The organism is Bradyrhizobium sp. SZCCHNR1017, from assembly GCF_032381375.1.
Lineage (GTDB): Bacteria > Pseudomonadota > Alphaproteobacteria > Rhizobiales > Xanthobacteraceae > Bradyrhizobium.
Map to the genome: position 1 here is coordinate 550,470 of NZ_JAUHIR010000001.1, position 22,611 is coordinate 573,080.

General features: G+C 65.9%; 21 protein-coding genes and 1 pseudogene. 13 read left to right on the forward strand and 9 right to left on the reverse strand.

The window, feature by feature from the left end:
- Positions 1-14: 14 nt before the first annotated feature.
- From QW863_RS02675 to QW863_RS02685, 3 genes are all read left to right on the forward strand, one after another.
- Positions 15-542 carry a phage tail protein gene (locus tag QW863_RS02675; RefSeq protein ID WP_315711949.1) on the forward strand — a complete coding sequence of 176 codons (528 nt, stop codon included), beginning with the start codon at positions 15-17 and terminating at the stop codon, positions 540-542.
- A 62-nt stretch (positions 543-604) separates the two neighbouring features.
- On the forward strand, positions 605-1,153 hold the full coding sequence (locus QW863_RS02680; protein WP_315711947.1) for a phage tail protein: 549 nt from the start codon (positions 605-607) through the stop codon (positions 1,151-1,153).
- Positions 1,154-1,208: 55 nt separating this feature from the next.
- Positions 1,209-1,685: a GNAT family N-acetyltransferase gene (locus QW863_RS02685; RefSeq protein ID WP_315711946.1), complete on the forward strand. Its 477-nt coding sequence runs from the start codon at positions 1,209-1,211 to the stop codon at positions 1,683-1,685.
- Here the strand turns inward: QW863_RS02685 and QW863_RS02690 are convergent.
- Positions 1,682-2,630, reverse strand: a pseudogene (locus tag QW863_RS02690) (alpha/beta fold hydrolase). The gene QW863_RS02685 and the pseudogene QW863_RS02690 sit on opposite strands and share 4 nt — an antisense overlap.
- Positions 2,631-2,809: 179 nt before the next feature.
- Between QW863_RS02690 and QW863_RS02695 the strand changes: the two are divergent.
- From QW863_RS02695 to QW863_RS02725, 7 genes are all read left to right on the forward strand, one after another.
- On the forward strand, positions 2,810-4,069 hold the full coding sequence (locus QW863_RS02695; RefSeq protein WP_315711944.1) for a D-alanyl-D-alanine carboxypeptidase family protein: 1,260 nt from the start codon (positions 2,810-2,812) through the stop codon (positions 4,067-4,069).
- Between the two features lie 4 nt (positions 4,070-4,073).
- A complete protein-coding gene (tmk, locus tag QW863_RS02700; RefSeq protein WP_315711943.1) occupies positions 4,074-4,754 on the forward strand; it encodes a dTMP kinase in 681 nt (226 codons plus the stop codon).
- Positions 4,751-5,791, forward strand: a complete 1,041-nt coding sequence (locus QW863_RS02705) for a DNA polymerase III subunit delta' (RefSeq protein ID WP_315711942.1) — start codon at positions 4,751-4,753, stop codon at positions 5,789-5,791. The genes tmk and QW863_RS02705 overlap by 4 nt, the downstream gene beginning before the upstream one ends.
- 70 nt (positions 5,792-5,861) lie before the next feature.
- On the forward strand, positions 5,862-7,922 hold the full coding sequence (gene metG, locus QW863_RS02710) for a methionine--tRNA ligase (RefSeq protein ID WP_315711941.1): 2,061 nt from the start codon (positions 5,862-5,864) through the stop codon (positions 7,920-7,922).
- Entirely contained in the window at positions 7,922-8,713 is a 792-nt protein-coding gene (locus tag QW863_RS02715) for a TatD family hydrolase (protein WP_315711940.1), read from the forward strand. The genes metG and QW863_RS02715 overlap by 1 nt, the downstream gene beginning before the upstream one ends.
- Positions 8,710-9,510, forward strand: a complete 801-nt coding sequence (locus tag QW863_RS02720; protein ID WP_315711938.1) for an MBL fold metallo-hydrolase — start codon at positions 8,710-8,712, stop codon at positions 9,508-9,510. Before QW863_RS02715 ends, QW863_RS02720 begins: the two co-directional genes overlap by 4 nt.
- A 177-nt stretch (positions 9,511-9,687) precedes the next feature.
- Complete coding sequence (locus QW863_RS02725; RefSeq protein ID WP_315711937.1) at positions 9,688-10,317, forward strand: antibiotic biosynthesis monooxygenase family protein; 630 nt, start codon at positions 9,688-9,690, stop codon at positions 10,315-10,317.
- Between the two features lie 5 nt (positions 10,318-10,322).
- Here QW863_RS02725 and QW863_RS02730 read toward each other — a convergent pair whose 3' ends face one another.
- Positions 10,323-10,907, reverse strand: a complete 585-nt coding sequence (locus tag QW863_RS02730) for a hypothetical protein (protein ID WP_315711935.1) — start codon at positions 10,905-10,907, stop codon at positions 10,323-10,325.
- Between the two features lie 76 nt (positions 10,908-10,983).
- On the opposite strand from QW863_RS02730, the gene QW863_RS02735 reads away from it, so the two are divergent.
- Together QW863_RS02735 and QW863_RS02740 are read left to right on the forward strand one after the other, a co-directional pair.
- A complete protein-coding gene (locus QW863_RS02735; RefSeq protein ID WP_315711933.1) occupies positions 10,984-11,532 on the forward strand; it encodes a DUF2975 domain-containing protein in 549 nt (182 codons plus the stop codon).
- A 6-nt stretch (positions 11,533-11,538) separates the two neighbouring features.
- Positions 11,539-11,775, forward strand: coding sequence for a helix-turn-helix transcriptional regulator (locus tag QW863_RS02740; RefSeq protein ID WP_315711932.1), 237 nt, complete (start codon positions 11,539-11,541; stop codon positions 11,773-11,775).
- Positions 11,776-11,818: 43 nt separating this feature from the next.
- On the opposite strand, the gene QW863_RS02745 is transcribed toward QW863_RS02740, so the two are convergent.
- The 3 genes from QW863_RS02745 to QW863_RS02755 form a co-directional block, all read right to left on the reverse strand.
- Positions 11,819-13,462 (reverse strand): acyl-CoA synthetase, encoded by a 1,644-nt coding sequence (locus QW863_RS02745; protein WP_315711930.1) that lies wholly within the window; start codon positions 13,460-13,462, stop codon positions 11,819-11,821.
- A gap of 28 nt (positions 13,463-13,490) precedes the next feature.
- Complete coding sequence (locus QW863_RS02750) at positions 13,491-15,377, reverse strand: TRAP transporter large permease subunit (protein ID WP_315711929.1); 1,887 nt, start codon at positions 15,375-15,377, stop codon at positions 13,491-13,493.
- A gap of 88 nt (positions 15,378-15,465) precedes the next feature.
- Positions 15,466-16,494 (reverse strand): TRAP transporter substrate-binding protein, encoded by a 1,029-nt coding sequence (locus QW863_RS02755; RefSeq protein WP_315711928.1) that lies wholly within the window; start codon positions 16,492-16,494, stop codon positions 15,466-15,468.
- A 568-nt stretch (positions 16,495-17,062) separates the two neighbouring features.
- Between QW863_RS02755 and QW863_RS02760 the strand changes: the two genes are divergently transcribed.
- The gene (locus QW863_RS02760; protein WP_315711927.1) at positions 17,063-17,794 is read left to right on the forward strand and encodes a hypothetical protein; all 732 of its coding nucleotides are present in this window, start codon (positions 17,063-17,065) and stop codon (positions 17,792-17,794) included.
- 60 nt (positions 17,795-17,854) lie between these two features.
- Here the strand turns inward: QW863_RS02760 and QW863_RS02765 are convergent, their stop codons facing one another.
- The 4 genes from QW863_RS02765 to QW863_RS02780 form a co-directional block, all read right to left on the reverse strand.
- Positions 17,855-19,324: an ATP-binding cassette domain-containing protein gene (locus tag QW863_RS02765; protein WP_315711925.1), complete on the reverse strand. Its 1,470-nt coding sequence runs from the start codon at positions 19,322-19,324 to the stop codon at positions 17,855-17,857.
- An 8-nt stretch (positions 19,325-19,332) separates the two neighbouring features.
- Entirely contained in the window at positions 19,333-20,262 is a 930-nt protein-coding gene (locus tag QW863_RS02770; protein WP_315711924.1) for a branched-chain amino acid ABC transporter permease, read from the reverse strand.
- A 2-nt stretch (positions 20,263-20,264) separates the two neighbouring features.
- Positions 20,265-21,140, reverse strand: a complete 876-nt coding sequence (locus tag QW863_RS02775) for a branched-chain amino acid ABC transporter permease (protein WP_315711923.1) — start codon at positions 21,138-21,140, stop codon at positions 20,265-20,267.
- 75 nt (positions 21,141-21,215) lie between these two features.
- Positions 21,216-22,448 carry an ABC transporter substrate-binding protein gene (locus tag QW863_RS02780; RefSeq protein WP_315711922.1) on the reverse strand — a complete coding sequence of 411 codons (1,233 nt, stop codon included), beginning with the start codon at positions 22,446-22,448 and terminating at the stop codon, positions 21,216-21,218.
- Positions 22,449-22,611: the final 163 nt, after the last annotated feature.

Below are 22,611 nucleotides of genomic sequence, written 5' to 3' on the forward strand. Positions count from 1 at the left end.
AAGGGACTTCGGCGATGTCAGACCCCTTTATCGGCGAAATCCGGCTGTTCGGGTTTCCACGGGTGCCGGATGGCTGGCTGGCCTGCAATGGACAAAGCCTGGCGATCGCACAATACGATACGCTCTATGCCATCATCGGCACTACCTATGGCGGCGATGGCGTGCAGACCTTCAATGCGCCCGATCTGCGCGGCCGGGTGCCGATTGGCCAGGGGCAGGGACCGGCTCTGCCGCTCTATGTGCTCGGCGAGATCGCCGGAGAGGACGGACACGTTCTCATCGAGAACGAGATGCCCGCGCATAGCCACGCGCTGATGTCGTCGACCGTCACGGCGGAAACGCAGACGCCGGGTGCGACCGTCCACCTGGCGACGGCGTCGGCCGGAAATCTGTACGCGCCGGCAGCAGACGCCGCGCCGTATGAGACGATGGCGGCCGGCGTCGCGCTTGCAGGCAACAGTTTGCCGCACAACAACATCATGCCAACGGTCGTGGGCAACTACTGCATCTGCTTCGCCGGCATCTTTCCGTCATCGGGCTGATCGCGCCTCGTCCTACGCGCGTCGGCAGATTTCACGCTTCACTGGATTTGAGGAGAGACCACGTGTCGGACCCGTATATCGGCGAAATCCAGGCCTTCCCGTTTACCTTTGCTGCTCAGGGCTTCAACCAGGCTTGGCTGCCATGCTTCGGCCAGTTGGTGCCGATCCAGCGATTCACACCCCTGTTCGCGTTGATCGGCACCGCCTTCGGCGGCAATGGGACCAGCAATTTTCAACTCCCCAACCTCAGCGGCTGCATCACCAACAGTCAAGGCGACGGTCCGGGCCTTCAGCCACGCGTGATCGGCGAATCGATCGGGAGCAGCACGGTCGGCCTGATCACTAGTGAGATGGCGGCGCACACCCACGGTCTGCAGTTGGGGAGCAAGACGGCCGCAAATGCGGCGCCTGGTCCGGGAACGGCCGGGACCATGGCCGCCATCGATCCCATCTTCAATGGTTTCGTGCCGCTGCCGAGCACCACCACGCTCGCACCGAACGCCATGGCGTTGACCGGGCAGAGCATCCCGCACGACAACATGCAGCCGACCCAGGCACTGATCTGGTGCATCTGCTATGCGGGTATCTTCCCGTCGTTCAACAACTCCTGAGCCGAGCAGGCTCGGAGTGACGACCGGGAGCGAGCTCGTCTCGCGGGATGTTCGCTTGCGGCTGCGGCCCGCCGAGACCGCCGACGAGCCGTTCCTGCGCGACCTATTTGGCTCCGTCAGAGGTGCGCAGCTCGCCGCGGCCGGTCTGCCGCCGGCGATGCTCGATCTCGTGCTGGCGCAGCAATATCGCGCCCAGGTCGCGGGCCACGCGGCGCAATGTCCGGCAGCGCAGTCGCTGATCATTCTCCGCGATGCCGCGCCGGTCGGGCGGCTGCTGCTCGACCGCGCGGCGTCGCGATGGCACGTGGTCGATCTCGCGCTGCTGCCGGGCGCGCGCAACGCCGGTGTCGGACGCGAGATCATGCAGGCGGTCGCAACGGCGGCACGGGAGCAGGGCGCCGACGTGCTCTCGCTCGCGGTCGCGACGACGAATGAGGACGCGATCCGGTTCTACGTGCGGCTGGGGTTCCGCGATGTGGCGGACGAGGCGATGGCGTCGCATCGCATGATGGAGCTGCCGCTCGCGCGCTAGCGAGCAGGAGCCACCTCGCGCAGGAACGCGATCAGCGCCGCATTCACCTCGGCAGAGCGTTCCTGCTGGATCCAGTGCCCGGCCCCCTCGATGATCAGCTTGCGCCGCAGATCCGGCAGAACTCGCGCCATGTCCTGGCTTGGCGCCGATCAGCCCGGTGACGACGGCGTCCGCGCTGCCGGCGATGAACAGCGACGGCTGGCGGATCTGCGCGTCCTGCCACGGCGCGGTGAGCTCCCAGTTGCGATCGATGTTGCGGTACCAGTTCAGGCCACCGCGAAAGCCGGAGGCGCCGTAAGCCGCGACGAACTCGGCCAGATCGTCCTAGCTCAGCCACGCAGGCAAAGGCAGATCGGGGGCGACGTCGCCGAGAAAGCCTTTGTCCGGTGCGACGAACAGCGACTGCGGATCGGAGAATCCGCGCGCCAGCATCGTGCGCATCGTCAGCGCCACGTCACGCTCGAGCTCCGTCTCCGCCACGCCGGGCGTTTGAAAATACTGCCAGTAGAAGTTCTCGATGCCGCCGGCACTGAGCGTGTCGAGCGGCCGGGCGCGACCGCGAAACGGGGGAGGGACGCTCAAGCCCGCGACGGCCGTGAACACGTCCGGACGGAACAGCGCCGCATGCCAGGCCACCGGCGCGCCCCAGTCGTGGCCGATGATGACGGCCTGACGCTCGCCGAGCGCCCCGACCAGTCCGACCATGTCGCCGACCGTGTCGAAGATGGTATAGGCGCCGATATCCTCAGGCGCCTGCGAGCGGCCGAACCCGCGCATGTCGGGCGCCACGACGCGATAGCCGGCGGCGGCGAGGGCCGGGATCTGGTGCCGCCACGAATAAGACAGTTCGGGCCAGCCGTGGCACAGCACCACGAGGGGGCCTCCGCCCTGTTCGCGCACGAACAGCTTGATTCCGTTGGCCTTGATGATCCGCGTCGATGACACTGTTTCCACCCTCGATCGCTCGATTTTCGAGTTGGCCGTGTTGATTGCCGGCGCTCGACCTATCGCACCGCGCGACGGGCCGTGCAAATCCACGGGACAGCGGACGCATCCGCGGGATTGCCGAGTTGTTTGCGTCCCCTGCAACTGCTAGAATCCCAGTGCGCTCCAGAGCTTAGCCGATGAATTTCATGACCTTACCGCTGCGCCGCTCCGGTTTCACGTCCGGACGGGCGACGCGTGCGCTCATCGCCTTGACGGTGGCGGTTGCCGTCGGCTGGTGCGGCGCGCTGTACGCCGCCAACCAGAGCGTCCAGGGCGCGCGCAAGGAGGATGGCGGCTTCGACGGCGATGCGCCGACCGCGATCCTGATCGAGGCCAACAGCGGCAGTGTGCTGTTCGAGAAGAACGCGGACGAGCTGCGGGCGCCCTCCAGCATGATGAAGCTGATGACCGCCGAGGTGGTGTTCAACGCCGTCAAGGAGGGCACGATCAAGCTCAACGACGAATACCGCATCAGCGAGAATGCCTGGCGCCGGGGCGGGGCGCCCTCCGGCACCTCGACGATGTTCGCCGCGCTCAACAGCAAGGTGTCGGTGAGCGACCTCCTGCATGGCGCGATCATCCAGAGCGGCAACGACGCCTGCATCGCGCTTGCCGAGGGCATGGCCGGCAACGAGAAGATCTTCGCCGCCGACTACATGACCAAGCGGGCGCGCGAGCTCGGCCTCACCAAATCGACCTTCGCCAATTCCAACGGGCTGCCCGATCCCGGCAACAAGATGACGGTGCGCGAGCTCGCCATGCTCGCCCGGCACATCATCCTGGATTTCCCGGAGTTCTATAAGATCTTCGGCGATAAGGAGTTCACCTGGAACAAGATCCGCCAGCAGAACCGCAACCCGCTCTTGAACGCGATGGAAGGCGCCGACGGCCTCAAGACCGGTTTCACCAAGGAAGGCGGCTACGGCATGGTCGGCTCGGCCGTGCAGAACGGCACGCGGCTGATCGTGGTCGTCAATGGCCTGGAGGATTCCGAGGACCGCGCCACCGAGGCCAAGAAGATGCTGGAATGGGGCTTCCGCAATTTCGAGACCCGCACCCTGTTCGCCGCGGAGCAGCCGATCGGCTATGCCAAGGTGTTCGGCGGCGAGAGCCGCTCGGTCAAGCTGTCGAGCCCGGTGCCGGTCAAGGTCATGGTGCAGAAGAACGGCGGCGACAAGCTGATCGCCCGCATCGTCTATAGTGGCCCGGTCAGGGCTCCCGTCGAGCCCCGGCAGAAGATCGGGGTTGTCAGGGTGTGGCGCGGCCCCAATATCGCCATGGAGGCCCCTGTCTATGCTGCGGAGGCGGTGGGCAAGGGGTCCACGATGCGGCGTGCGATCGATGGGGTCAGCGAGCTCGTGATCGGGATGTTCCGCGCCGGGGCCGAGAAGCTCTAGAGACATGGCGGAAGCAGCTTTGAAACGTGGTCCTGGCCGCGGCCGATTCGTCACCTTCGAAGGCGGCGAGGGCGCCGGAAAATCGACGCAGATCAAGATGCTGGCGGACCATCTGCAGAAAGAGGGGGTGCGCCTGGTCCTGACCCGCGAGCCCGGGGGCTCACCGGGCGCGGAGATCATGCGCCACCTCGTGCTGTCGGGCATGGGCAGGCTGCTGGGCCCGGAGGCCGAGACGCTGCTGTTTGCCGCCGCTCGCGACGACCATGTCCGCAACGTGATTCTGCCGGCCCTGAACCAGGGCAGCTGGGTGCTGTGCGATCGCTTCTTCGATTCGACCCGGGCCTACCAGGGCAGCCAAGGCAAGGTCGCGCCGGACGTGCTCAATGCGATGCAGCGGGTGACGATCGGCGACCTCAAGCCGGATCTGACCCTTATCCTCGATGTTCCCGTCGAGATCGGTCTGCAGCGTGCCGGGGCGCGGCGCGGCGCCGGAACCCCGGACCGGTTCGAAGGCGAAGACATCAAGTTCCACAAGGGGCTGCGCGAGGCCTTTCACAAGATCGCCGCCGAGGATCCCCGGCGCTGCGTGCTGATCGACGCGACGGCGAGCGCGGAGACCGTCTCGCAGCTCGTTTGGGACGCCGTGCGCGAGCGCCTGTTCACGGAAGTGGCGGCGGCGTCATGAGCGCACGCAAGGTCGAGCCGGAGATCGCGGTCCGCCATCCACGCGAAACCACCGCCTTGTTCGGGCATCGCGACGCCGAGGCGGCGCTGCTTTCCGCCTACCGCAGCGGACGGATGGCGCATGCCTGGCTGATCGGCGGCCCACAAGGCATCGGCAAGGCCACCTTGGCCTACCGCATGGCGCGCTTCGTGCTGGCCCACCGCGATCCCACCACCGCCGAGGTGCGCGCTGCCGATTCGTTGTACGTCGATGCGGAGGACCACGTCGCGCGCCTGATCGCCTCCGAGGCTCATGGCGGGCTGCTCACCTTGGAGCGCTCGGCCAACGACAAGGGCGTGCTGCGCACCGTCATCACCGTGGACGAGACCCGCGAGACGATCTCGTTCTTCGGCTCGACGGCGGCGGTCGAGGGCTGGCGGGTGTGCATCGTCGACACCGTCGACGAGCTCAATCCGAACGCCGCCAACGCGCTGCTCAAGATCCTCGAGGAGCCGCCGCAGCAGTCCCTGTTCCTGCTGGTCAGCCACGCGCCGGCGCGGGTGCTCGCCACCATCAAATCGCGCTGCCGCCGGCTGGCGCTCCGGGCGTTGTCGACCGACGACGTCGTCAGCGCCGCGGCCGAGGCCACCGGAATGGACGGAGCCGATCCGGCGCTGCGCGAGGCCGCCAGGGCCTCCGAGGGCAGCGTCGCGCGGACCCTGATGCTGATGGGCGGCGATGGGCTGCAGCTGCAGACCCGGACCGCCGCGCTGCTCGCGAGCCTGCCCCGGATCGACCCGGGCGAGCTGCATGCCCTGGGCGATGCGCTCGGCACCAGCGACCGCGTCGCGCTGGGGAGCTTCCTCGACAGCATCGAGCGCTGGGTGGCGGAGCGGCTGCGCGCCGCAGATCCCAACGCGGAACTGCCGCGCCTTGCACGGCTGGCGGAGGTATGGGAAAAGATCGTCCGCGCCGCGCGCGACACCGAATCCTATAATCTGGAGCGAAAACCGCTGGTTTTCTCGGTGTTCGGGATGCTCGCCGAGGCCACGCGGTAACCGCGCCGACCATCATCCCGGGATCATCAGGATCAATCCGTCGACCGACGTCGTCAAAGAGGAATTTGCCGTGGCGAAGGCCAACAAGACCACCGTGAAGAAGGGCAAGCCCGCGGGCAAGAGCGCCGCGAAGAAGGCTGCCGCCAAGGCGCCCGCGAAGGGCAAGGCCAGCGCGGCCAAGGCGAAGGCGGCGAAAGCGAAGAAGGACAAGGACGCCAAGAAAAAGACCGCCACGTCCAAGACGGCGCCTGCGAAAGCCAAGAGCAAGGCGCCGAAAGCGAAAGCAACCAAGAGCGCCGCCAAGAAGGCCGTGAAGGTGCCGGCGAAGAAGGCTGCGGCCAGGCCTGCACCACCGCCGGTCAAGAAGACGGCCGCCAAGCCCGCGGCAGCAACGAACAAGCCTTCGGCAGCGAAGAAGCCCGCCGCTCCGAAACAGCCGGCTGCACCGAAGAAGGTCGCGCCGGCCATCGTTGAAGCGCCGAAGCCGCCACGCGCCGCGAAGCCGAAGGCACCGCGCAAGCCGAAGGTCGAGGCCGTGGTCGTCGAGATCGACGAGGTCGTAGCGCAGATCGCCGCAGCTCCCGTCGACAAGAACACCTTCTACGTCACGACAGCGATCGCCTATCCCAACGGCAACCCGCATATCGGCCACGCCTATGAGGCGATCGCGACCGACGCCATCGCGCGCTTTGCGCGGCTCGACGGCAAGGACGTGTACTTCCTGACCGGCACCGACGAGCACGGGCTGAAGATGGTGCAGACCGCGCAGAACGAGGGGCTGACGCCATCGGAGCTGGCGACCCGCAACGCCGGCCGCTTCCGCGACATGGACGAGCGGCTGAACGTCTCGTTCGACCGCTTCATCCGCACCACCGAGCCCGCGCATCATCGCTCCGTCCAGGCGATCTGGAACCGCATGCGCGAGAATGGCGACATCTATGCCGACAGCTATGCGGGTTGGTACTCGGTACGCGACGAGGCCTATTACGCCGAGGATGAGACCGTCGTCGGCGAGGACAACGTCCGCCGCGGACCGCAGGGCACGCCGGTCGAATGGGTCGAGGAGAAGAGCTATTTCTTCCGCCTGTCGGCCTATCAGGAGAAGCTGCTGGCGCTGTATGACAGCCAGCCCGATTTCATCGGGCCGGACGCGCGGCGCAACGAGATCATCAGCTTCGTCAAGGGCGGGCTGAAGGACCTGTCGATCTCGCGCACGACGTTCGATTGGGGCGTCCGGGTGCCGCATGACGACGAGCACGTGATGTATGTGTGGGTCGACGCGCTGACCAACTACATCACCGGCGTCGGCTTTCCCGACGAGAGCGATGCGAACTGGAAATACTGGCCGGCCGACGTGCACGTCATCGGCAAGGACATCATCCGCTTCCATGCGGTGTACTGGCCGGCGTTCCTGATGTCGGCCGGCGTGCCGGTGCCGAAGCGGGTCTATGCGCACGGCTTCCTGTTCAACAGGGGCGAGAAGATGTCGAAATCGGTCGGCAACGTCGTCGACCCGTTCAACCTCGCCGACCAGTATGGCGTCGACCAGCTCCGCTACTTCTTCCTGCGCGAGGTGCCGTTCGGCCAGGACGGCAACTACAATCACGAGGCGATCGTCGCGCGCATCAACGCCGATCTCGCCAACGACCTCGGCAACCTCGCGCAGCGCTCGCTGTCGATGATCGCAAAGCAGCTCGGAGGCCAGCTGCCGGAGCCCGGCGAGTTCTCGGCCAACGACAAGGCAATCCTGGCGGAGGCCGACGCGATGATCGGCGCCGCACGGAAAGCCATGGCGACGCAGCAGATCCACCAATGGCTCAATGCGGTCTGGTCGGTCGTGGCCGAGGCCAACCGCTATTTCGCGGGTGAGGCGCCCTGGGCACTGGCGAAGACCGATCCGCCGCGCCAGCATACGGTGCTCTATGTCACCGCCGAGGTGATCCGTCAGGTCGCGATCCTGACCCAGCCGGTGATGCCGGCAGCGTCGGCAAAGCTGCTCGACAGCCTCGGCATCCCTGAGGATGAACGGAATTTCGCGCAGCTCGGCGGCGAGGTCAGGATTGCGGCCGGGACGCAGCTGCCGGCGCCCCAGGCGGTGTTCCCGCGCTACATCGAGCCAACGGCGGCGTGATGCTGGTCGACAGCCATTGCCATCTGGACTTTCCGGATTTCGCCGACGATCTGGATGGCATCGTCACGCGTGCCGCCGCCGCCGGCGTTGGCCGCATGGTGACGATCTCGACGCGGGTGCGGCGGCTTCCTGAGCTGCTCGCCATCGCCGAGCGGTTCGACAACGTCTTCTGCTCGGTTGGCACCCATCCGCACAACGCGGACGAGGAGGACGGCATTCCGGCCGAGGAGCTGATCGCGCTGACGCGCCATCCCAAGGTGGTCGCGCTCGGCGAGGCCGGACTCGACAATTTCTACGACCACGGCTCTAAGGACGCCCAGGAGCGTGGTTTTCGCGCGCACATCGCGGCGGCGCGCGCCACCGGCCTGCCGCTGGTGATCCACACCCGGGAGGCCGACGAGCAGTGCGGCCGCATCCTCGACGAGGAAATGGCGCGCGGACCTTTCAAGGCCGTGCTGCATTGCTACACCGGCGGGCGTGAGCTGGCGATGAAGGCGATCGATCTCGGACTGCACATCTCGTTCACGGGCATCGTGACGTTCAAGAAGTCCGAGGCATTGCGCGCGCTCGCCGCCGAGGTGCCCGCCGACCGCATCATGGTCGAGACCGACGCGCCGTATCTGGCGCCCGGCAAGTTTCGCGGCAAGCGCAACGAGCCCGCCTACGTCGTCGAGACCGCGAAGGTGCTGGCAGAAGCGCGCGGCGTCTCGTTCGAGGAGTTCTCGCGCCAGACCACCGAGACCTTCTTCAAGCTGTTCTCGAAGGTGCCGCGGCCAAAGGAGGCTGCATGACGCTGACGCTCACCATTCTCGGCTGCGGCTCCTCGGCCGGCGTGCCGCGCCCGGCGCTGGGGTGGGGCGCCTGCGATCCCAACAACCCGAAGAACCGCCGCAGGCGCTGCTCCCTTCTGGCTGAGCGCCGCGGAGTACATGGCGTGACGCGCGTCGTCATCGACACCTCGCCGGATCTGCGCGAGCAGTTGATCGATACGCAAGTCGATCACATCGACGCGGTGTTTCTCACGCACGAGCATGCCGACCAGACTCATGGCATCGACGATCTGCGCTCGGTGGTGATGCATCAGCGGCGGCGGATTCCGGTCTACCTGAACCAGTCGACCGCGAAAGATATCATGCACCGGTTCTCCTATTGCTTCATCTCGCCACCCGGAAGCGACTATCCGCCGATCCTGACCCAGCATGCGATCGAAGCCGGCGAGACCCAGGCGGTGGAAGGCAAGGGCGGCGAGCTGAAGCTGACGGCGTTCCTGGTCCAGCACGGCAACATCCCCGCGCTCGGCTATCGCATCGGCGATGCCGCCTACACGCCGGACCTCAACGACATCCCCGAGGAGAGCTGGGGCGCGCTGGAGGATCTCGACCTCTGGATCGTCGACGGCCTGCGCCCTGCCTCGCATCCGAGCCATTTCTCGGTCAACGACGCGCTCGCCTGGATCGAGCGCTTCAAGCCGAAGCGCGCCGTCATCACCAACATGACCGCCGATCTCGACTACGAGGTGCTGCGCCAGAGCCTGCCGGCCGGCGTGGTACCGGCGTATGACGGCATGCGACTGGAGCTGGATTCGTAGGGTGGGCAAAGGCGTGGCCGCGCTCTCTCCCCATGCGGGATTGCGATGGCGCCGTGCCCACCATCTTGCTTCTTGAGTCCGCCGCCCGACGGTGGGCACGCGGCGCCTGACGGCGCCGCTTTACCCACCCTACGCAGCGACTATCATGTTCGCGAACTAACAAGGAGCAGCCTTGCCATGCTGTCGCTGTTCTTCGAGGTCGAGGTCAAGCCAGGTCGGCTCGACCAATATCTGCAACTCGCCGCGGCGCTGCGGCCCGAGCTCGATGCGCTCGGCGGCTGCCTGTTCCTAGATAGGTTCAAAAGCCTGTTGCGCGACAATCTGATCCTCTCCTATCAGGTCTGGCAGGACGAGGGCGCCATGACCGCCTGGCGCGTCCATGCCCATCATCACGACATCCAGACGCTCGGCCGCGACAAGGTGTTCTCGGACTATCGCCTGCGTATCGCCGAGTTGGTCCACGAGGTGAAGCCAGGGCAGGCGGCCTGGCAGCCGGAGCGGCGAGGCACCTACAATGATCCGAAGCGGCGTGCGCCGACGTATGTGCTGGCCGTCGAGACGGCGAGGCCGCAGTTGGGCAGCGTGACCGACCTGCCGGTCGCGAGCTTCTCGAGCGTCTATCGCGAGGGCCGCTTCGCGCATCTCGTCGAGCTGCCGGACGAGGCCACCGGCCTTGCGCTGAGCAAACAATTACTCACCGAGCCGGGTGCCGACAACATCCGTATCGTCGAGGTCACCCGCGACTACGGCATGTACGACCGCCGCGAGGCGCCGCAATATTACGCGGAGAAGACACGAGACGCGTAGCGAGCTCAGGTGGGGCAGCGCGGAATGCCATCGACCACGGCCTGATCAGGAGCAATCGAGCGCAGATCGACGTCACGTGCCAGCGTAACATAGTCGATGGTCTCCGATGTCCTCAGATAGGTCGTGAAGTTGATGGGGCCAGCCGGCAGCGCTACGGTGGTGCAGGCCTTCGGCGCGACCGAGATCGTGATCGATCCGCCACCGGCAGAGTTCTTTTCCGCCATCAGCTCGGCGCGAAAAGACTGTAGACGCGCCGTGTCGGCCTCCTCGAGGCGGTAGGCGTAGATGCGCGTGCCGGCTCCGGCCTCCTGCGCCAGAGCCGGGGGATCCGGAATTTCCCGCAGCATGAAGTCCCGCTGCTGTTCCGCGCCGCGCCCGCGTTTCACGGCAATCCTCAGCACCACGCCACCTGGCAGCGGCCGCAGACTCGTGGGCAGTCTCACGGCCGCGCGCAGCTGTGCGGGGTCGCTGGTCTGGAAATCGACCCGGGCCAGCTTGACCATTGAGGTCACCGGCATATGGCCACAACCAACAGCGCTCAACGTTAGTCCGATGGCCAGAACGAGCCGCTTGAAGGGATGCATGGGCATGAGGAGGAGCCTTCGTTTGACAGTCATAAATTATCGTAATACGATAAATTATTCACTGGTCAATAGGAGGCTCGTCATGGTGGACCGTGCGGATCAATCCCGTCGCCTGCGCCACTTCTCCCGGGTAATGGCCTGGATCACGGGGCTCGGCATCGTCTTGATCGCCGCCGCGACGTGTCTCATCTTTATGATTCCGGAGTGGACGAGAGGTCTGCTCCTGGCGCGCCTCGGCACGGCTGGCGCGGAGCTGCAAACCACGCCGGATCGCGTGCTTTTGGGCGCGGCGGTGACTGCGATCCCGGTCGGCGTGATGCTGTACGGGTTGTGGCGGGTGAGAGCCCTGTTCCTGGATTTTGCGGAAGGGATGGTTTTCACGCTGGCGACAGCGCGCCGCTTGCGCGATTTCGCCGTCACAGTCCTGGCGCAGGCCTTGCTTGGTCCGCTGTCGTCGACGGCCCTGCTGATCGCCTTCACCATCAGCAATCCGCCTGGCAGCCGGCAACTCGGTATCGCGCTCTCGGTCAACGACTACATCGCGCTGATCGTTGGCAGCGTGCTGCTCGCCGTCGCCTGGGTCATGGCTGAGGCGACCCGGATCGCCGAAGAGAACGCCAGCATCGTGTGAGACGTGATGCCGATCATCGTCAATCTCGACGTCATGCTGGCGCGCCGCAAGATGCGATCCAAGGAGCTCGCCGAACGCATCGGTATCACCGAGCAGAACGTCTCGCTCTTGAAATCGGGCCGGGTGAAGGGCGTGCGTTTCGACACCCTTGCGCTGATCTGTGAGGTGCTGCGCTGCCAGCCCGGTGACATTCTCGAGTATCGCAGAGGCAACGAAGACACCACCACGCCGGAGACCGCATGATCGAGGCGCACGCGCGCGCCTCGATCATGCGCATGTCCTTGGCTTACGCCGAGATCGCCTTGGCCGAGTCGATCTGATTGCGCAGCAGAAATTTCTGGATCTTGCCCGTCGACGTCTTCGGGATCGGGCCGAACACCACGACCTTGGGCGTCTTGAAGCCGGACATGTGGCTGCGGCAATAGGCGATGATCTCGGCTTCGGTCGCCTCGGCGCCATCCTTCAGCTCGACGAAGGCGCAGGGCACTTCGCCCCATTTCGGATCGGGCTTGGCGACGACGGCGGCGAACAGCACGGCGGGGTGCTTGTAGAGGATGTCCTCGACCTCGACGGAGGAGATGTTCTCGCCGCCGGAGATGATGATGTCCTTGGAGCGGTCCTTGATGATGACGTAGCCGTGCTCGTCGAGCACGCCGAGATCGCCGGTGTGAAACCAGCCGCCGGCGAAAGCTTCCTGCGTCGCCTTCTCGTTCTTGAGATAGCCCTTCATGACGATGTTGCCGCGAAACATGACCTCGCCGATGGTCTCGCCATCGCGCGGCACCTCCTGCATCGTCTCCGGATTGAGCACGGTGACGGCTTCCTGCAAGGGATAGGGCACGCCCTGGCGCCGCTTCAGCCGCGCGCGCTCGGGCGCGGGCAGGTCGTCCCAGCCGGGCTGCTCGGCGCAGACCGAGGCGGGGCCGTAGACCTCGGTCAGGCCGTAGACATGCGTCAGCTTGATGCCGATGCTCTCGGCACCTTCGAGCACGGCGACCGGCGGCGCGGCGCCCGCGATCAGCCCCACCACCGGTTTGTCGCGCTTGCCCTTGGGCGCGTCGGGCGCATTGATCAGCACGTTGTAGACAATCGGTGCGCCGCACATGTGGGTCACGCCATGGGTCCTGATCAGCTCGAAGATCTTCGTCGGCTCGACCTTGCGCAGGCAGACATTGACGCCGGCCGCGGCGGCCATGGTCCAGGGGAAGCACCAGCCGTTGCAGTGGAACATCGGCAGGGTCCAGAGATAGACCGGATGCTGGCCGAGCCCGCCCGCGAGAATGTTGCTGACAGCGTTCAGATAGGCACCGCGGTGATGGGTGACGACGCCCTTGGGATTGCCTGTGGTGCCCGAGGTGTAGCTCATCGCGATCGCGTCCCATTCGTCCGCCGGACGGCGCGGCTCGAACAGCGGATCGCCCGAGGCGACGGCGGCTTCGTACTCGATCTCGCCGATGCGGCTGCCGCCGGCATAGGAGGCGTCGTCGACGTCGATCACGAACGGCTTTGCGCCGCTCATCAGCTTCAGCGCTTCGCTGATCACACCTGAGAATTCCGGATCGACCAGGATGATCTTCGCCTGCCCGTGATCGAGCTGGAACGCGATCGCCGCCGCATCGAGGCGGATGTTGAGCGTGTTGAGCACGGCGCCGGCCATCGGCACGGCAAAATGCGCCTCGTTCATCGCGGGGATGTTCGGCAGCATCGCCGCCACGGTGTCGCCGACCCCGATGCCGCGGCCCGCGAGGTACGACGCGAAGCGCCGGCAGCGGTCATAGGTCTGGCGCCAGGTGAAGCTGCAGCCTTCATAGACCGTGCTGACGTGGTCGGGATAGACGGCCGCGCTGCGCGCCAGGAAGCTGAGCGGGGTCAGCGGCACGTAGTTGGCCGGCGTCTTGTCCAGACCGAGCTGATACTGGTTCGTGCTCATCACCACCCTCCGTCGTCATCTGAAGAGTCTACAGGAACCCGATCGAAATCCACGGAAAAATCGCAACGATGACGAGGCCTATGAGAAGCGCCAGCAGGTAGCCCCAGATCGGGCGGATGCCCTCCGCGGGATCGACCCGGCCGATCGCGCAGGCGGCGTAATATCCGACCCCGAACGGCGGTGCGAACAGGCCAATTCCCATCGCCAGGATGATCACCATGGCATAATGCACCTCGTGCACGCCGACGGCACGCGCGATCGGAAACAGCAGCGGCCCGAACAGCACGATCGCCGGGATGCCCTCGAGCACGCTGCCCAGGATCGTGAAGGCGACGATCGAGACCGCGATGAACGTTGCCGGGCCGCCCGGCAGCCCGGTCATCGCCGCCGCCAGCGCGCGTGAGAAGCCGGACTGCGTCAGGCCCCAGGCCATGCCGGTCGCCGTCCCGATGATCAGCAGGATGGCGCCGGACAGCGCCGCCGTCTCGATCAGCATCGGCATCAGGCGGCGCCAGTCGAAACGGCGATAGACCAGCAGGCCCGCCAGCACGCCATAGACGATGCCGATGGTCGAAACCTCCGTCGCCGTCGCGACGCCCTCGACGACGGCAGCGCGGATCACGAAGGGCAGGGCCAGGGCAGGGAGCGAGACGATGAAGGCCTTGCCGATCTCGGCTCCGGTCGCGCGGCGGACACCGCTCATGTCCTCGTTGCGGTAACGCCACCACACCAGCGCGCACAGCGTGATCGCCAGCACCACGCCCGGCAGCAGGCCGCCGGTGAACAGCGCCGCAATCGACACGCCAGTGACGGAGCCGATCGTGATCAGAACCAGGCTCGGCGGAATGGTCTCGGTCTGTGCGCCGGTGGCGGCGAGCAGGGCGACGAGATCGCCGGGCTTGGCACCGCGCGCCTTCATCTCCGGAAACAGCACCGGCGCGACCGCCGCCATGTCGGCCGCCTTGGCGCCGGAAATGCCCGAGACGAGATACATCGCGCCGACCAGCACGTAATGTAGCCCGCCGCGGACGTGACCCAAGAGGCTCGCCAGGAACGCGACCATGGCGCGGGCCATGCCGGTCATTTCGATCAGCAGGCCGAGAAAGACGAACAGCGGCACCGACAGCAGGATGAGATGGCTCATGCCCTCGTCCATGCGCCCGACCAGCACCATCAGCGGCGTACGCGTCGTCAGCGCCAGATAGCCGAAGATCGCGAGCCCGAAGGCGAACGCGATCGGCACGCCGGCGAAGACGCACAAGCCGACCACGCCGACGAAGAAGATCACGAGGTTGATGTTGCCGAGCGGCTTCAGCAGCGGCTGCGCCACCCAGAACAGCGCGATGATCGCTGCGATAGAGACGACAGCCAGCAGCATCATCCTGACGCTGGCCGTGCGGGCGAGACGGACGAGGGCGAACAGCGCCATCAGTCCGATGCCGACCGGCAGCGCGGCGGCGCGCCAGATGTTTTCGATCTGCAGCGCCGGCGTCGTGATGAAGCTTTCCTCGTAGGCGTACTCCCAGGACGGCCAGGCGATCATGACAAGGAACGCCAGCGCCGCGCTCGTCGCGACCAGATCGAGATAGGCGCGCAAGCCGGGGCTGGCGCGCGCCACCATTGCCGTCATCCGCATGTGCTCGCCGCGGCGGAACGCAACCGCAGCGCCGAGCATAGCGAGCCACAGGAACAGGATCGAGGCCAGCTCGTCCGACCAGATCAGCGGCCGGTGCAGGACGTAGCGCGCCACGACGCCCGCGAACAGGATGACGATCTCGGCCACGACCAGCAGCGCGGCTGGGATCTCGACCAGGAGACCCAGCAAGGCATCCAAGCCATCGAGCCAGGACCGGCGGCGAGGGATCTCGATGACCACCTCGCTGATCGCAATTTCCGTGAACTCGGCATGCGCCATGACGTCACCCGAACGCGTCTACGTCATTCTTGTTTTGAGCATGATCGTTTCGGAAAGCCGGTCCCACTTTTCCGGATCACGCTCTAGGTTACGACAGCTTGCCGACGGCCTTTTCCAGCAGCGCCCAGGCCTCGTCGCCATATTTGCCCTTCCACTCGGCATAGAAGCCGGCGGTACGCAGCTTGTCGCGGAACGGCGCGACGTTGGGCTGATTGAAGGTCAGGCCCTTCGACGCGAGCTCTGCTTGCAGGCCGGCATTGAGCTTGGCGACGTCCTCACGCTCCTTCACGGCGGCCGCGTTGATGTGCTTGGCGACGATCGCGCGCATGTCGGCCGGCACGGCCTCCCAGGCGCGGCGGTTCGCCAGGAACCAGAAGCCGTCCCACATGTGGTTGGTCAGCGAGCAGTATTTCTGTACCTCGTAGAGCTTGGCGGTCGAGATGATCGCCAGCGGGTTTTCCTGGCCCTCGACCACCTTGGTCTGCAGCGCCGAATAGACCTCGCTGAAATTGATCGAGGCGGGCGCGGCCTCGAACGCCTTGAACATCGAGGTCCACAGCGGCGACACTGGCACGCGGATCTTGAAGCCCTTGAGGTCGTCGGGCCCATTGATCGGCTTGGTCGACGACGTCGTCTGACGGAAGCCGTTGTCCCAGATCTTGTCCATGACCACGAGGCCGGCCTTGTTGATCTGGCCGCGCACGTAGGCGCCGAGATCGCCGTCCATGGCCTTCCAGACCGTGTCGTAGTCCGGGAACGCGAAGCCGATGCCGTTGATCGACGCGGCCGGCACCAGGGTCGCCAGGATCAGGCCGGACAGCGTGAAGAACTCGACGCCGCCGGAGCGGATCTGGCTCAGCATGTCCGTGTCGGAACCGAGCTGGTTGTTCGGGAAGATCTGCAGGTCGAACTTGCCGGCGGTCTCGGCCTTGATCGCCGCCGCCATCTCCTTGGCGCGGACGTTGAGCGGATGGGAGTCGGGCAGGTTGTTGGCGTATTTGTAGGTGAACTCGGCGCTCTGCGCGCGCGCCACATGCGGCACTGCGACGGTGCCAATTCCACCCAGTACGGCTGTCGCCGCGGAGGCCTTCAACAGCGCGCGTCGTGACAGGCTCATGCTCGTTTCTCCCTGGAGAAGCTTCTTCTTGTTGCATCGCGCCGCCGCAAGCATCGCCGGACGAATCCAGCGACATCAGCGACGTCGTCTGCGCTTATTGCAGCGATGAGCCGCAGCAGCAATATCGGCGTTCGCAGCAGGTCATGCGCAGCGCGAGTCTCGGCTATGGCGAACGCCCGTCAGCTCGGGCTGGCCGGGGGTTCTGAAGGGCCCGCGGCTGCCGCAAATTCGAGGATTTGGCGCCAAGTCGTTGAACTCGCTACGCATATAAATATTCCATAATATACCTTATGCGAATTGGCTATGGACGACTGCCTGACGGTGGAAGCCGCACATCGGCCCGCCCAGCGCACGTCGGCGCCTGTGCGAAATCGCCCCCGCCTCGTCACCCCGCAGTCTTCGTTTGGTCAAAGCCCAGAGGTCAAAACCGCATCCTTCAGGATTGGGCACGGGCGTATCGTGAATGGGATCCGAAGACATGCCAGTTCAGTCGACGTCGAAGGAAGTTGATCCGGGTGATGTCGCGCTGCCGCCTGACGACGCTGTCTGCGAGGAGATCTATCAGCGGGTGCTGGCCGAGGTGCGCGCACGTATCGATCAGCGGATCGCCGACATCGAGGCCCAGGCCGCCGCTGATGCGGTCGAGGCTATCGAACCCGCTGCAGGCAGCGAGCACGTGGAAACGCCTCCTCCGGCCCGGCGCCGGCCCGTATTGCGGGCCATGATCACGCTGATGGCCTCGGCCGGGCTCATCGGCGCTGCCATCACCCTGGCGCGGGACCATACCGAGACCATCACCTCCGTCACCGACCGGATCGAAGCGGCGGTTCAATCCATCCGGCGTGAGAATGCTCAGGCGGCGAATCCGCCGGTGGCGCTGGAGACGGCGGCGAACGGATCGAGTGCGGCCGAGACGGGCCCTGCCTCACCATCACCATCCGTTTCACCAACACCGGAGACGTCATCAGCATCGACCTCAACGCGCGCCAGCGATCCATCCTCCGCGATGGCGGAGGCTACGCCGGAGCATGACGTGCCCTCTGCTCCCGACCGGGACGTCGCGCCGCTGATCGACAAGATCGCGCATGACGTGGCCGAACTGCAGAGCGGGTTTCAGGAGTTCAAGTCCAGCCAGGAGCAGGCCAACCGCGATCACGCCAGGGCGATCGAACAGCTGCAGGCCAGCCAGGACCAGCTCGCACGCGCGTTCCGCGCAGCGAAGACCGAGCCGACGACCGTCGGCGCCGCGGCGCGCCTTGCGCCCCGGCCGCCACAGGCGCGCCCGCCTCGTTTCCCGTAGCTCCGAACTCATGAGATCCGGGCAGGGCGCAGGGACGCCCCTGCTCCCTGCCCCCGTCCCTCACAGATAGTTCGCCGCGGCTTCGGCCTCGAACCGATCCGGCGGGCCTTCCCAGACGATCTTGGCATGATCCAGCACGTAGACGCGGTCGGCGTGCGGGAGCGCGAAGGTGACGTTCTGTTCGCCGAGCAGCACCGTGATCTTGGTGGTCTCGCGCAGTCGATCGAGCGCCTTCGACAACGTCTCCAGGATCACCGGCGCAAGTCCGAGCGTCGGCTCGTCGAGGATCAGGAGCTTCGGCTTCATCATCAGTGCGCGCGCGATCGCCAGCATCTGCTGCTCGCCGCCGGACAGCGTGCGCGCCAGCTGCGGCTGCCGCGACTTGAGGATCGGAAACAGGCCGAATAGCCATTCGAGCCGCTCGGCACGCTCGGCGTCGGACAGCGCATTGCCGCCGAGCTCGAGATTTTCGCGCACGCTCATGTCGCCGAACAATTCGCGCGTTTCCGGACACTGCACGATGCCGGATCGCGCGATCTGCGCCGCCGTGCCGCCGGCAAGGCTGCGCCCTGCCCACTTCACGTCGCCCGAATACGGCACCAGGCCCGAGATCGCGTTGAACAGCGTCGTCTTGCCGGCGCCGTTGAGGCCGACGACCGAGACGAACTCGCCCTCATGGACGTGCAGCGAAACGTCCTGCAGCGCCTGCGCCTTGCCGTAGAGCACGCCGACCTTGTCGACCTGCAGCGCCGGCGTGACGTCCTTGAAGCTCCCCTCCGGCCGCGCGGTCGAGACCAGCGCGCCGCCGAGATAGACCCGGCGGACGGTCTCGTCCTGCATCACCTCGGTCGCCCTGCCCTCGGCGATCTTCTCGCCGAGATACATCGCGAGCACGCGGTCGACCAGCGCCGACACGCTCTTGACGTTGTGGTCGACCAGCAGCACCGCGTGGCCGTCGTCGCGGAATTCGCGGATGAGCTCGGAGAAGTCGGCGACCTCGGACGCCGTGAGGCCGGCGAAGGGTTCGTCGACCAGCACCAGCTTCGGGCTGCGCGCCACCGCCTTCGCAAGCTCGAGCCGGCGCAGATCGGCAAATGCCAGCGTCGGCGGCCGCCGGTCGATGACGCCGCCGAGGCCGACGCGCTCGGCGATCGCGCGTGCGCGCGCATCGACGTCCTTGTCGGCGAACAGCCGCGTCAGCTTGTCCGGCAGCAGCGCGACCTTGATGTTCTCCAGCACGGTCTGGCGCGCCAGCGGCCGCGAATGCTGGAACACCAGCCCGACGCCCATGCGCGCGATGCGGTGCGACGGCAGGCCGGCGAGCTCGATGCCGTCGAGCCTGACCGAGCCCGCGGTCGGCCGCTCGACGCCCATGACGCTCTTCATTGCGGTCGACTTGCCCGAGCCGTTCGGCCCAATCAGGCCGAGGATCTCGCCGGGATGGATCGAGAAGCTCAAATTCTTGACGGCGACGAGGCCGCCGAAGCGCTTGGTGAGGCCGCTGACTTCCAGCATCGGAGCGCCGCTCATGCCTTGCGTCACGCCTTGGCCCCTCCCCTGATCATGCCGAGGAAACCGTCGGGGAAGAACAGGATGACCACGAGCGCGATCACCGAGACGATCAGGGTGGCGAGCTCGCCGAGCGGCCGCAGCAGCTCGCCCATGCCGATCAGGAAGATCGCGCCGATCGCGGCGCCGATGACGGTGCGGCGGCCGCCGAGCACCGCGGCGATGATGATCTGCACGCCGACGCCGACATCGACAAAGGTCGAGACCGAGGCGGTGCCCATGTAGAACACCATCAGTGCGCCGGCGAGCCCGGAGAAGAACGCGCTGACGACGAAGGCGGCGAGCTTGTGCTTGGTGACATTGAAGCCGAGCGCGCCGGCCTGGATCTTGTCCTGCCCGCTCGCCTGCAGGATCAGCCCGATGGCGCTGCGCGACAAGCCGAACAGGATCGCACCGCTCACCAGCATGAAGCCGAGCGCGATCCAGTAGTTGGTCCTGGCATCGATCGAGATCACGTCCGGCACGGCGAGGCCGATCTCGCCGCCGGTCAGCCCCGCGGCGACGACGATGAAGTTCTGCAGCATCAGCACGGCGACCAGCGTCGTCAGGCCGAAATACGGCCCGCTGACGCGCAGCGCCGGCAGCGCCAGCACGACGCCGCCGACGACCGCCGCCAGGGCGCCGGCGGCGATGCACAGCCAGATCGACAGGCCCGGCGAGAAGTGCGCATCGAGAATGCCGGCCGTATAGGCGCCGACGCCGATCAGGAAGGTCGGTCCGAAATTGACCTCGCCGGCGAAGCCGAACAGCAGGTCCCAGGACATCGCGAACACGGCCGTGTAGTACGCAACCGTCAGCAGCCCGAGGACGTAGCCCGAGACGTAGGCCGGCAGGACCAGAGCCACGATCACGGTCAGGAGCGCGATCCAGAACAGCCGCGACGTAACGAATGCAGGCATGCTCACCTCCGTCCGAACAGCCCTTGCGGGCGCAGATACATGACGACGACGAGCAGCAGCAGCGCCGGGATCGTCCGGTAGGCCGGCGAGATCAGATAGGCCGTTCCGGTCTCGAGATAGCCCACCACATAGGCCGCGATCAGGGAGCCCGACACGCTGCCGAGGCCGCCGAGCACGACGATCGAGAACGCGCTCGCCGTCAACGGCCCGACGCTGTAGGAGCTGACCCCCAAGAACATGCCGAGCAGGATGCCGGCCACTCCCGCCAGCAGGCCGTAGATCGCCCACACCGTCAGGTAGATCGACGATAGTTCGATGCCCAGCAAGGTGACGCCGCGCGGATTCATCGACGCGGCCATGACAGCCTTGCCGCGCCTGGTGCGGTTGACCAGGAACCACAACAGCCCGATGGCGACCCAGCAGATCACGGCGGTGAAATACTCGTTTTGCGGCGTCCGCACGCCGAACACCGTCGTGACGCCCTCGACGATCGGCAGCACGGTCTTGGCATTGTTGGTGAAGAAATAGGCGATCGCCTCCTGGATGATGATGCCCCACAGCAGCGTCGCGGTCAGGATGAAGATCTCCTTCTCCGATTCAGCAATCACCTTGGAGCGCTGGATCGGCCTGACGGCGATGAAGTAGGTGGCGAAGGCCAAAATGAAGCCGGCGAGGACTCCGATCAGCGCGCCGGTGTAGGGCCCGACACCGAATTCGCTGGCGGCAGCCCAGGCGGCAACCGCGGCGCCGACCATGATGGCGCCGTGGGAAAGGTTGAGCACGCCCGAGACACCGAAGATCAGTGTGAAGCCGGTCGCGCCGAGGGCATACAGCGCGCTGATGGCAAAGCCATCGATCAAGATCTGCCAGAAAAGCATCGAAAATCGACCTGCAACGTCAGACTGAGGCACCAAGAAAATGGGCCGCTCCTTGAAGGAGCGGCCCGCGATGCGTCAGTTGCTGGCCGCCTTGAGCTTGATGAAGGACGGCCAGGTGGCGGTGCCGGCGGCGAGCTCCTTGGGCCAGACGTTGACCTGCTTGCCGTTCTGCCATTGCAGCATCAGCCCGGTGATGTAGCCCTTTCCGGTCCGCAGCGCGTGCGGGTTCGGGTCGCCCTTCGGCTTGAAGGCGATGCGGCCGATCGTCCCGACATAGTCGGTCGCTTCCATCGCCTCGACCATCTTGTCGGGATCGGTGCCGCCGGCCCGATGGATCGCATCCGCGATCATGTAGACGTCGTCATAGGAGGTGTAGCCGGCATAGGACGGGAAGTTTCCGAACTTCTTCTGATAGGCCTCCACGAACGGCAGCGTCTTTGGCGTCACCGCGACGCCCGGTCCCGACACGGCATTGTACATGACGCCCTCGACGGCGCCGTTGGTGTCTTTCCAGAAGGTCGAGTTGGTCGCCTGCGAGGAAATGCCGAACATCGGGATCGGCACCTGCTGGCTCTTCCACTGCACGGTCGGCTGGGTGCCGACATGCGAGATGCCGGTGATCATGACGTCCGGCTTCAGGCCCTCGATCTTGTTGAAGATCGGCGTGAAGTCGGTGGTGTCAGGCGACATGCGGATGTGGTCGACGACCTTGAGCCCGATCTCCGGCAGGCATTTCTCGTAGCCGGCGTCGAGCGGCGTCGTCCACGCCGCGTCCTCGCTCATGATCACCGCGGTCTTCATCTTATAGGGCTCGACCAGCAGGTCCTTGGCCGCGTCGCAGACGAGGCCGGCCAACGAGGTCGAGGTCAGATAGCCGTGGAAGGTGTATTTGAGCTGGTCGTAGTTCTTGGCGATGTTCTGCGTGATGACGTCGGACGCGGCACCGGGCGTGATCATCAGCGTCTTGAGGCGCCCTGCCCACGGCTCCAGCGCCAGCACGACCTCGGAGATGTAGCTCGCGATGACCGCGTTGACCTTGTCCTCGCTGACGGCGCGCTGGAAGGCGCGCACCGATTCCGCCGAGGAGGAGTGATTGTCGTAGACGACGATCTCGATCTTGCGCCCGTCGATGCCGCCCTTGGCGTTGATCTCCTCGGCGGCCAATTGCGCTGCGGGTGCGATCGACGAGCCGGCGACGGCCTGTGCCTCGGAGATGACACCGATCCTGATCGGGTCTGCGGCCCAGGCGGCCGAGGAGACGAGCGCAGTTGCGCAGCTCGCAAGCAAGATGGACTTGAGCGAAATCATGAAACCTCCCGAATCCTTATGCCTCTGACGGGCAGGCTCGACTTTGGTCTCCCACATGCCAGTGAGCAAGGGAACATCCCGAGACGTGCTCTGCGCTCAGCGCATTGTGATAGCGCGCCGCGCTCATGGCTCACGGAATGTCTTACAGGACTGCATGGTTCCT

Bases quoted from the DNA above. Each gene is read 5' to 3' on its own strand.
- QW863_RS02675 (WP_315711949.1), top strand. From the start codon at position 15: ATGTCAGACCCCTTTATCGGCGAAATCCGGCTGTTCGGGTTTCCACGG.
- QW863_RS02695 (WP_315711944.1), top strand. From the start codon at position 2,810: ATGAATTTCATGACCTTACCGCTGCGCCGCTCCGGTTTCACGTCCGGA.
- tmk (WP_315711943.1), top strand. From the start codon at position 4,074: ATGGCGGAAGCAGCTTTGAAACGTGGTCCTGGCCGCGGCCGATTCGTC.
- QW863_RS02705 (WP_315711942.1), top strand. From the start codon at position 4,751: ATGAGCGCACGCAAGGTCGAGCCGGAGATCGCGGTCCGCCATCCACGC.
- QW863_RS02715 (WP_315711940.1), top strand. From the start codon at position 7,922: ATGCTGGTCGACAGCCATTGCCATCTGGACTTTCCGGATTTCGCCGAC.
- QW863_RS02720 (WP_315711938.1), top strand. From the start codon at position 8,710: ATGACGCTGACGCTCACCATTCTCGGCTGCGGCTCCTCGGCCGGCGTG.
- QW863_RS02725 (WP_315711937.1), top strand. From the start codon at position 9,688: ATGCTGTCGCTGTTCTTCGAGGTCGAGGTCAAGCCAGGTCGGCTCGAC.
- QW863_RS02730 (WP_315711935.1), bottom strand. From the start codon at position 10,907: ATGCCCATGCATCCCTTCAAGCGGCTCGTTCTGGCCATCGGACTAACG.
- QW863_RS02735 (WP_315711933.1), top strand. From the start codon at position 10,984: ATGGTGGACCGTGCGGATCAATCCCGTCGCCTGCGCCACTTCTCCCGG.
- QW863_RS02740 (WP_315711932.1), top strand. From the start codon at position 11,539: ATGCCGATCATCGTCAATCTCGACGTCATGCTGGCGCGCCGCAAGATG.
- QW863_RS02745 (WP_315711930.1), bottom strand. From the start codon at position 13,462: ATGAGCACGAACCAGTATCAGCTCGGTCTGGACAAGACGCCGGCCAAC.
- QW863_RS02750 (WP_315711929.1), bottom strand. From the start codon at position 15,377: ATGGCGCATGCCGAGTTCACGGAAATTGCGATCAGCGAGGTGGTCATC.
- QW863_RS02755 (WP_315711928.1), bottom strand. From the start codon at position 16,494: ATGAGCCTGTCACGACGCGCGCTGTTGAAGGCCTCCGCGGCGACAGCC.
- QW863_RS02765 (WP_315711925.1), bottom strand. From the start codon at position 19,324: ATGAGCGGCGCTCCGATGCTGGAAGTCAGCGGCCTCACCAAGCGCTTC.
- QW863_RS02770 (WP_315711924.1), bottom strand. From the start codon at position 20,262: ATGCCTGCATTCGTTACGTCGCGGCTGTTCTGGATCGCGCTCCTGACC.
- QW863_RS02775 (WP_315711923.1), bottom strand. From the start codon at position 21,140: ATGCTTTTCTGGCAGATCTTGATCGATGGCTTTGCCATCAGCGCGCTG.
- QW863_RS02780 (WP_315711922.1), bottom strand. From the start codon at position 22,448: ATGATTTCGCTCAAGTCCATCTTGCTTGCGAGCTGCGCAACTGCGCTC.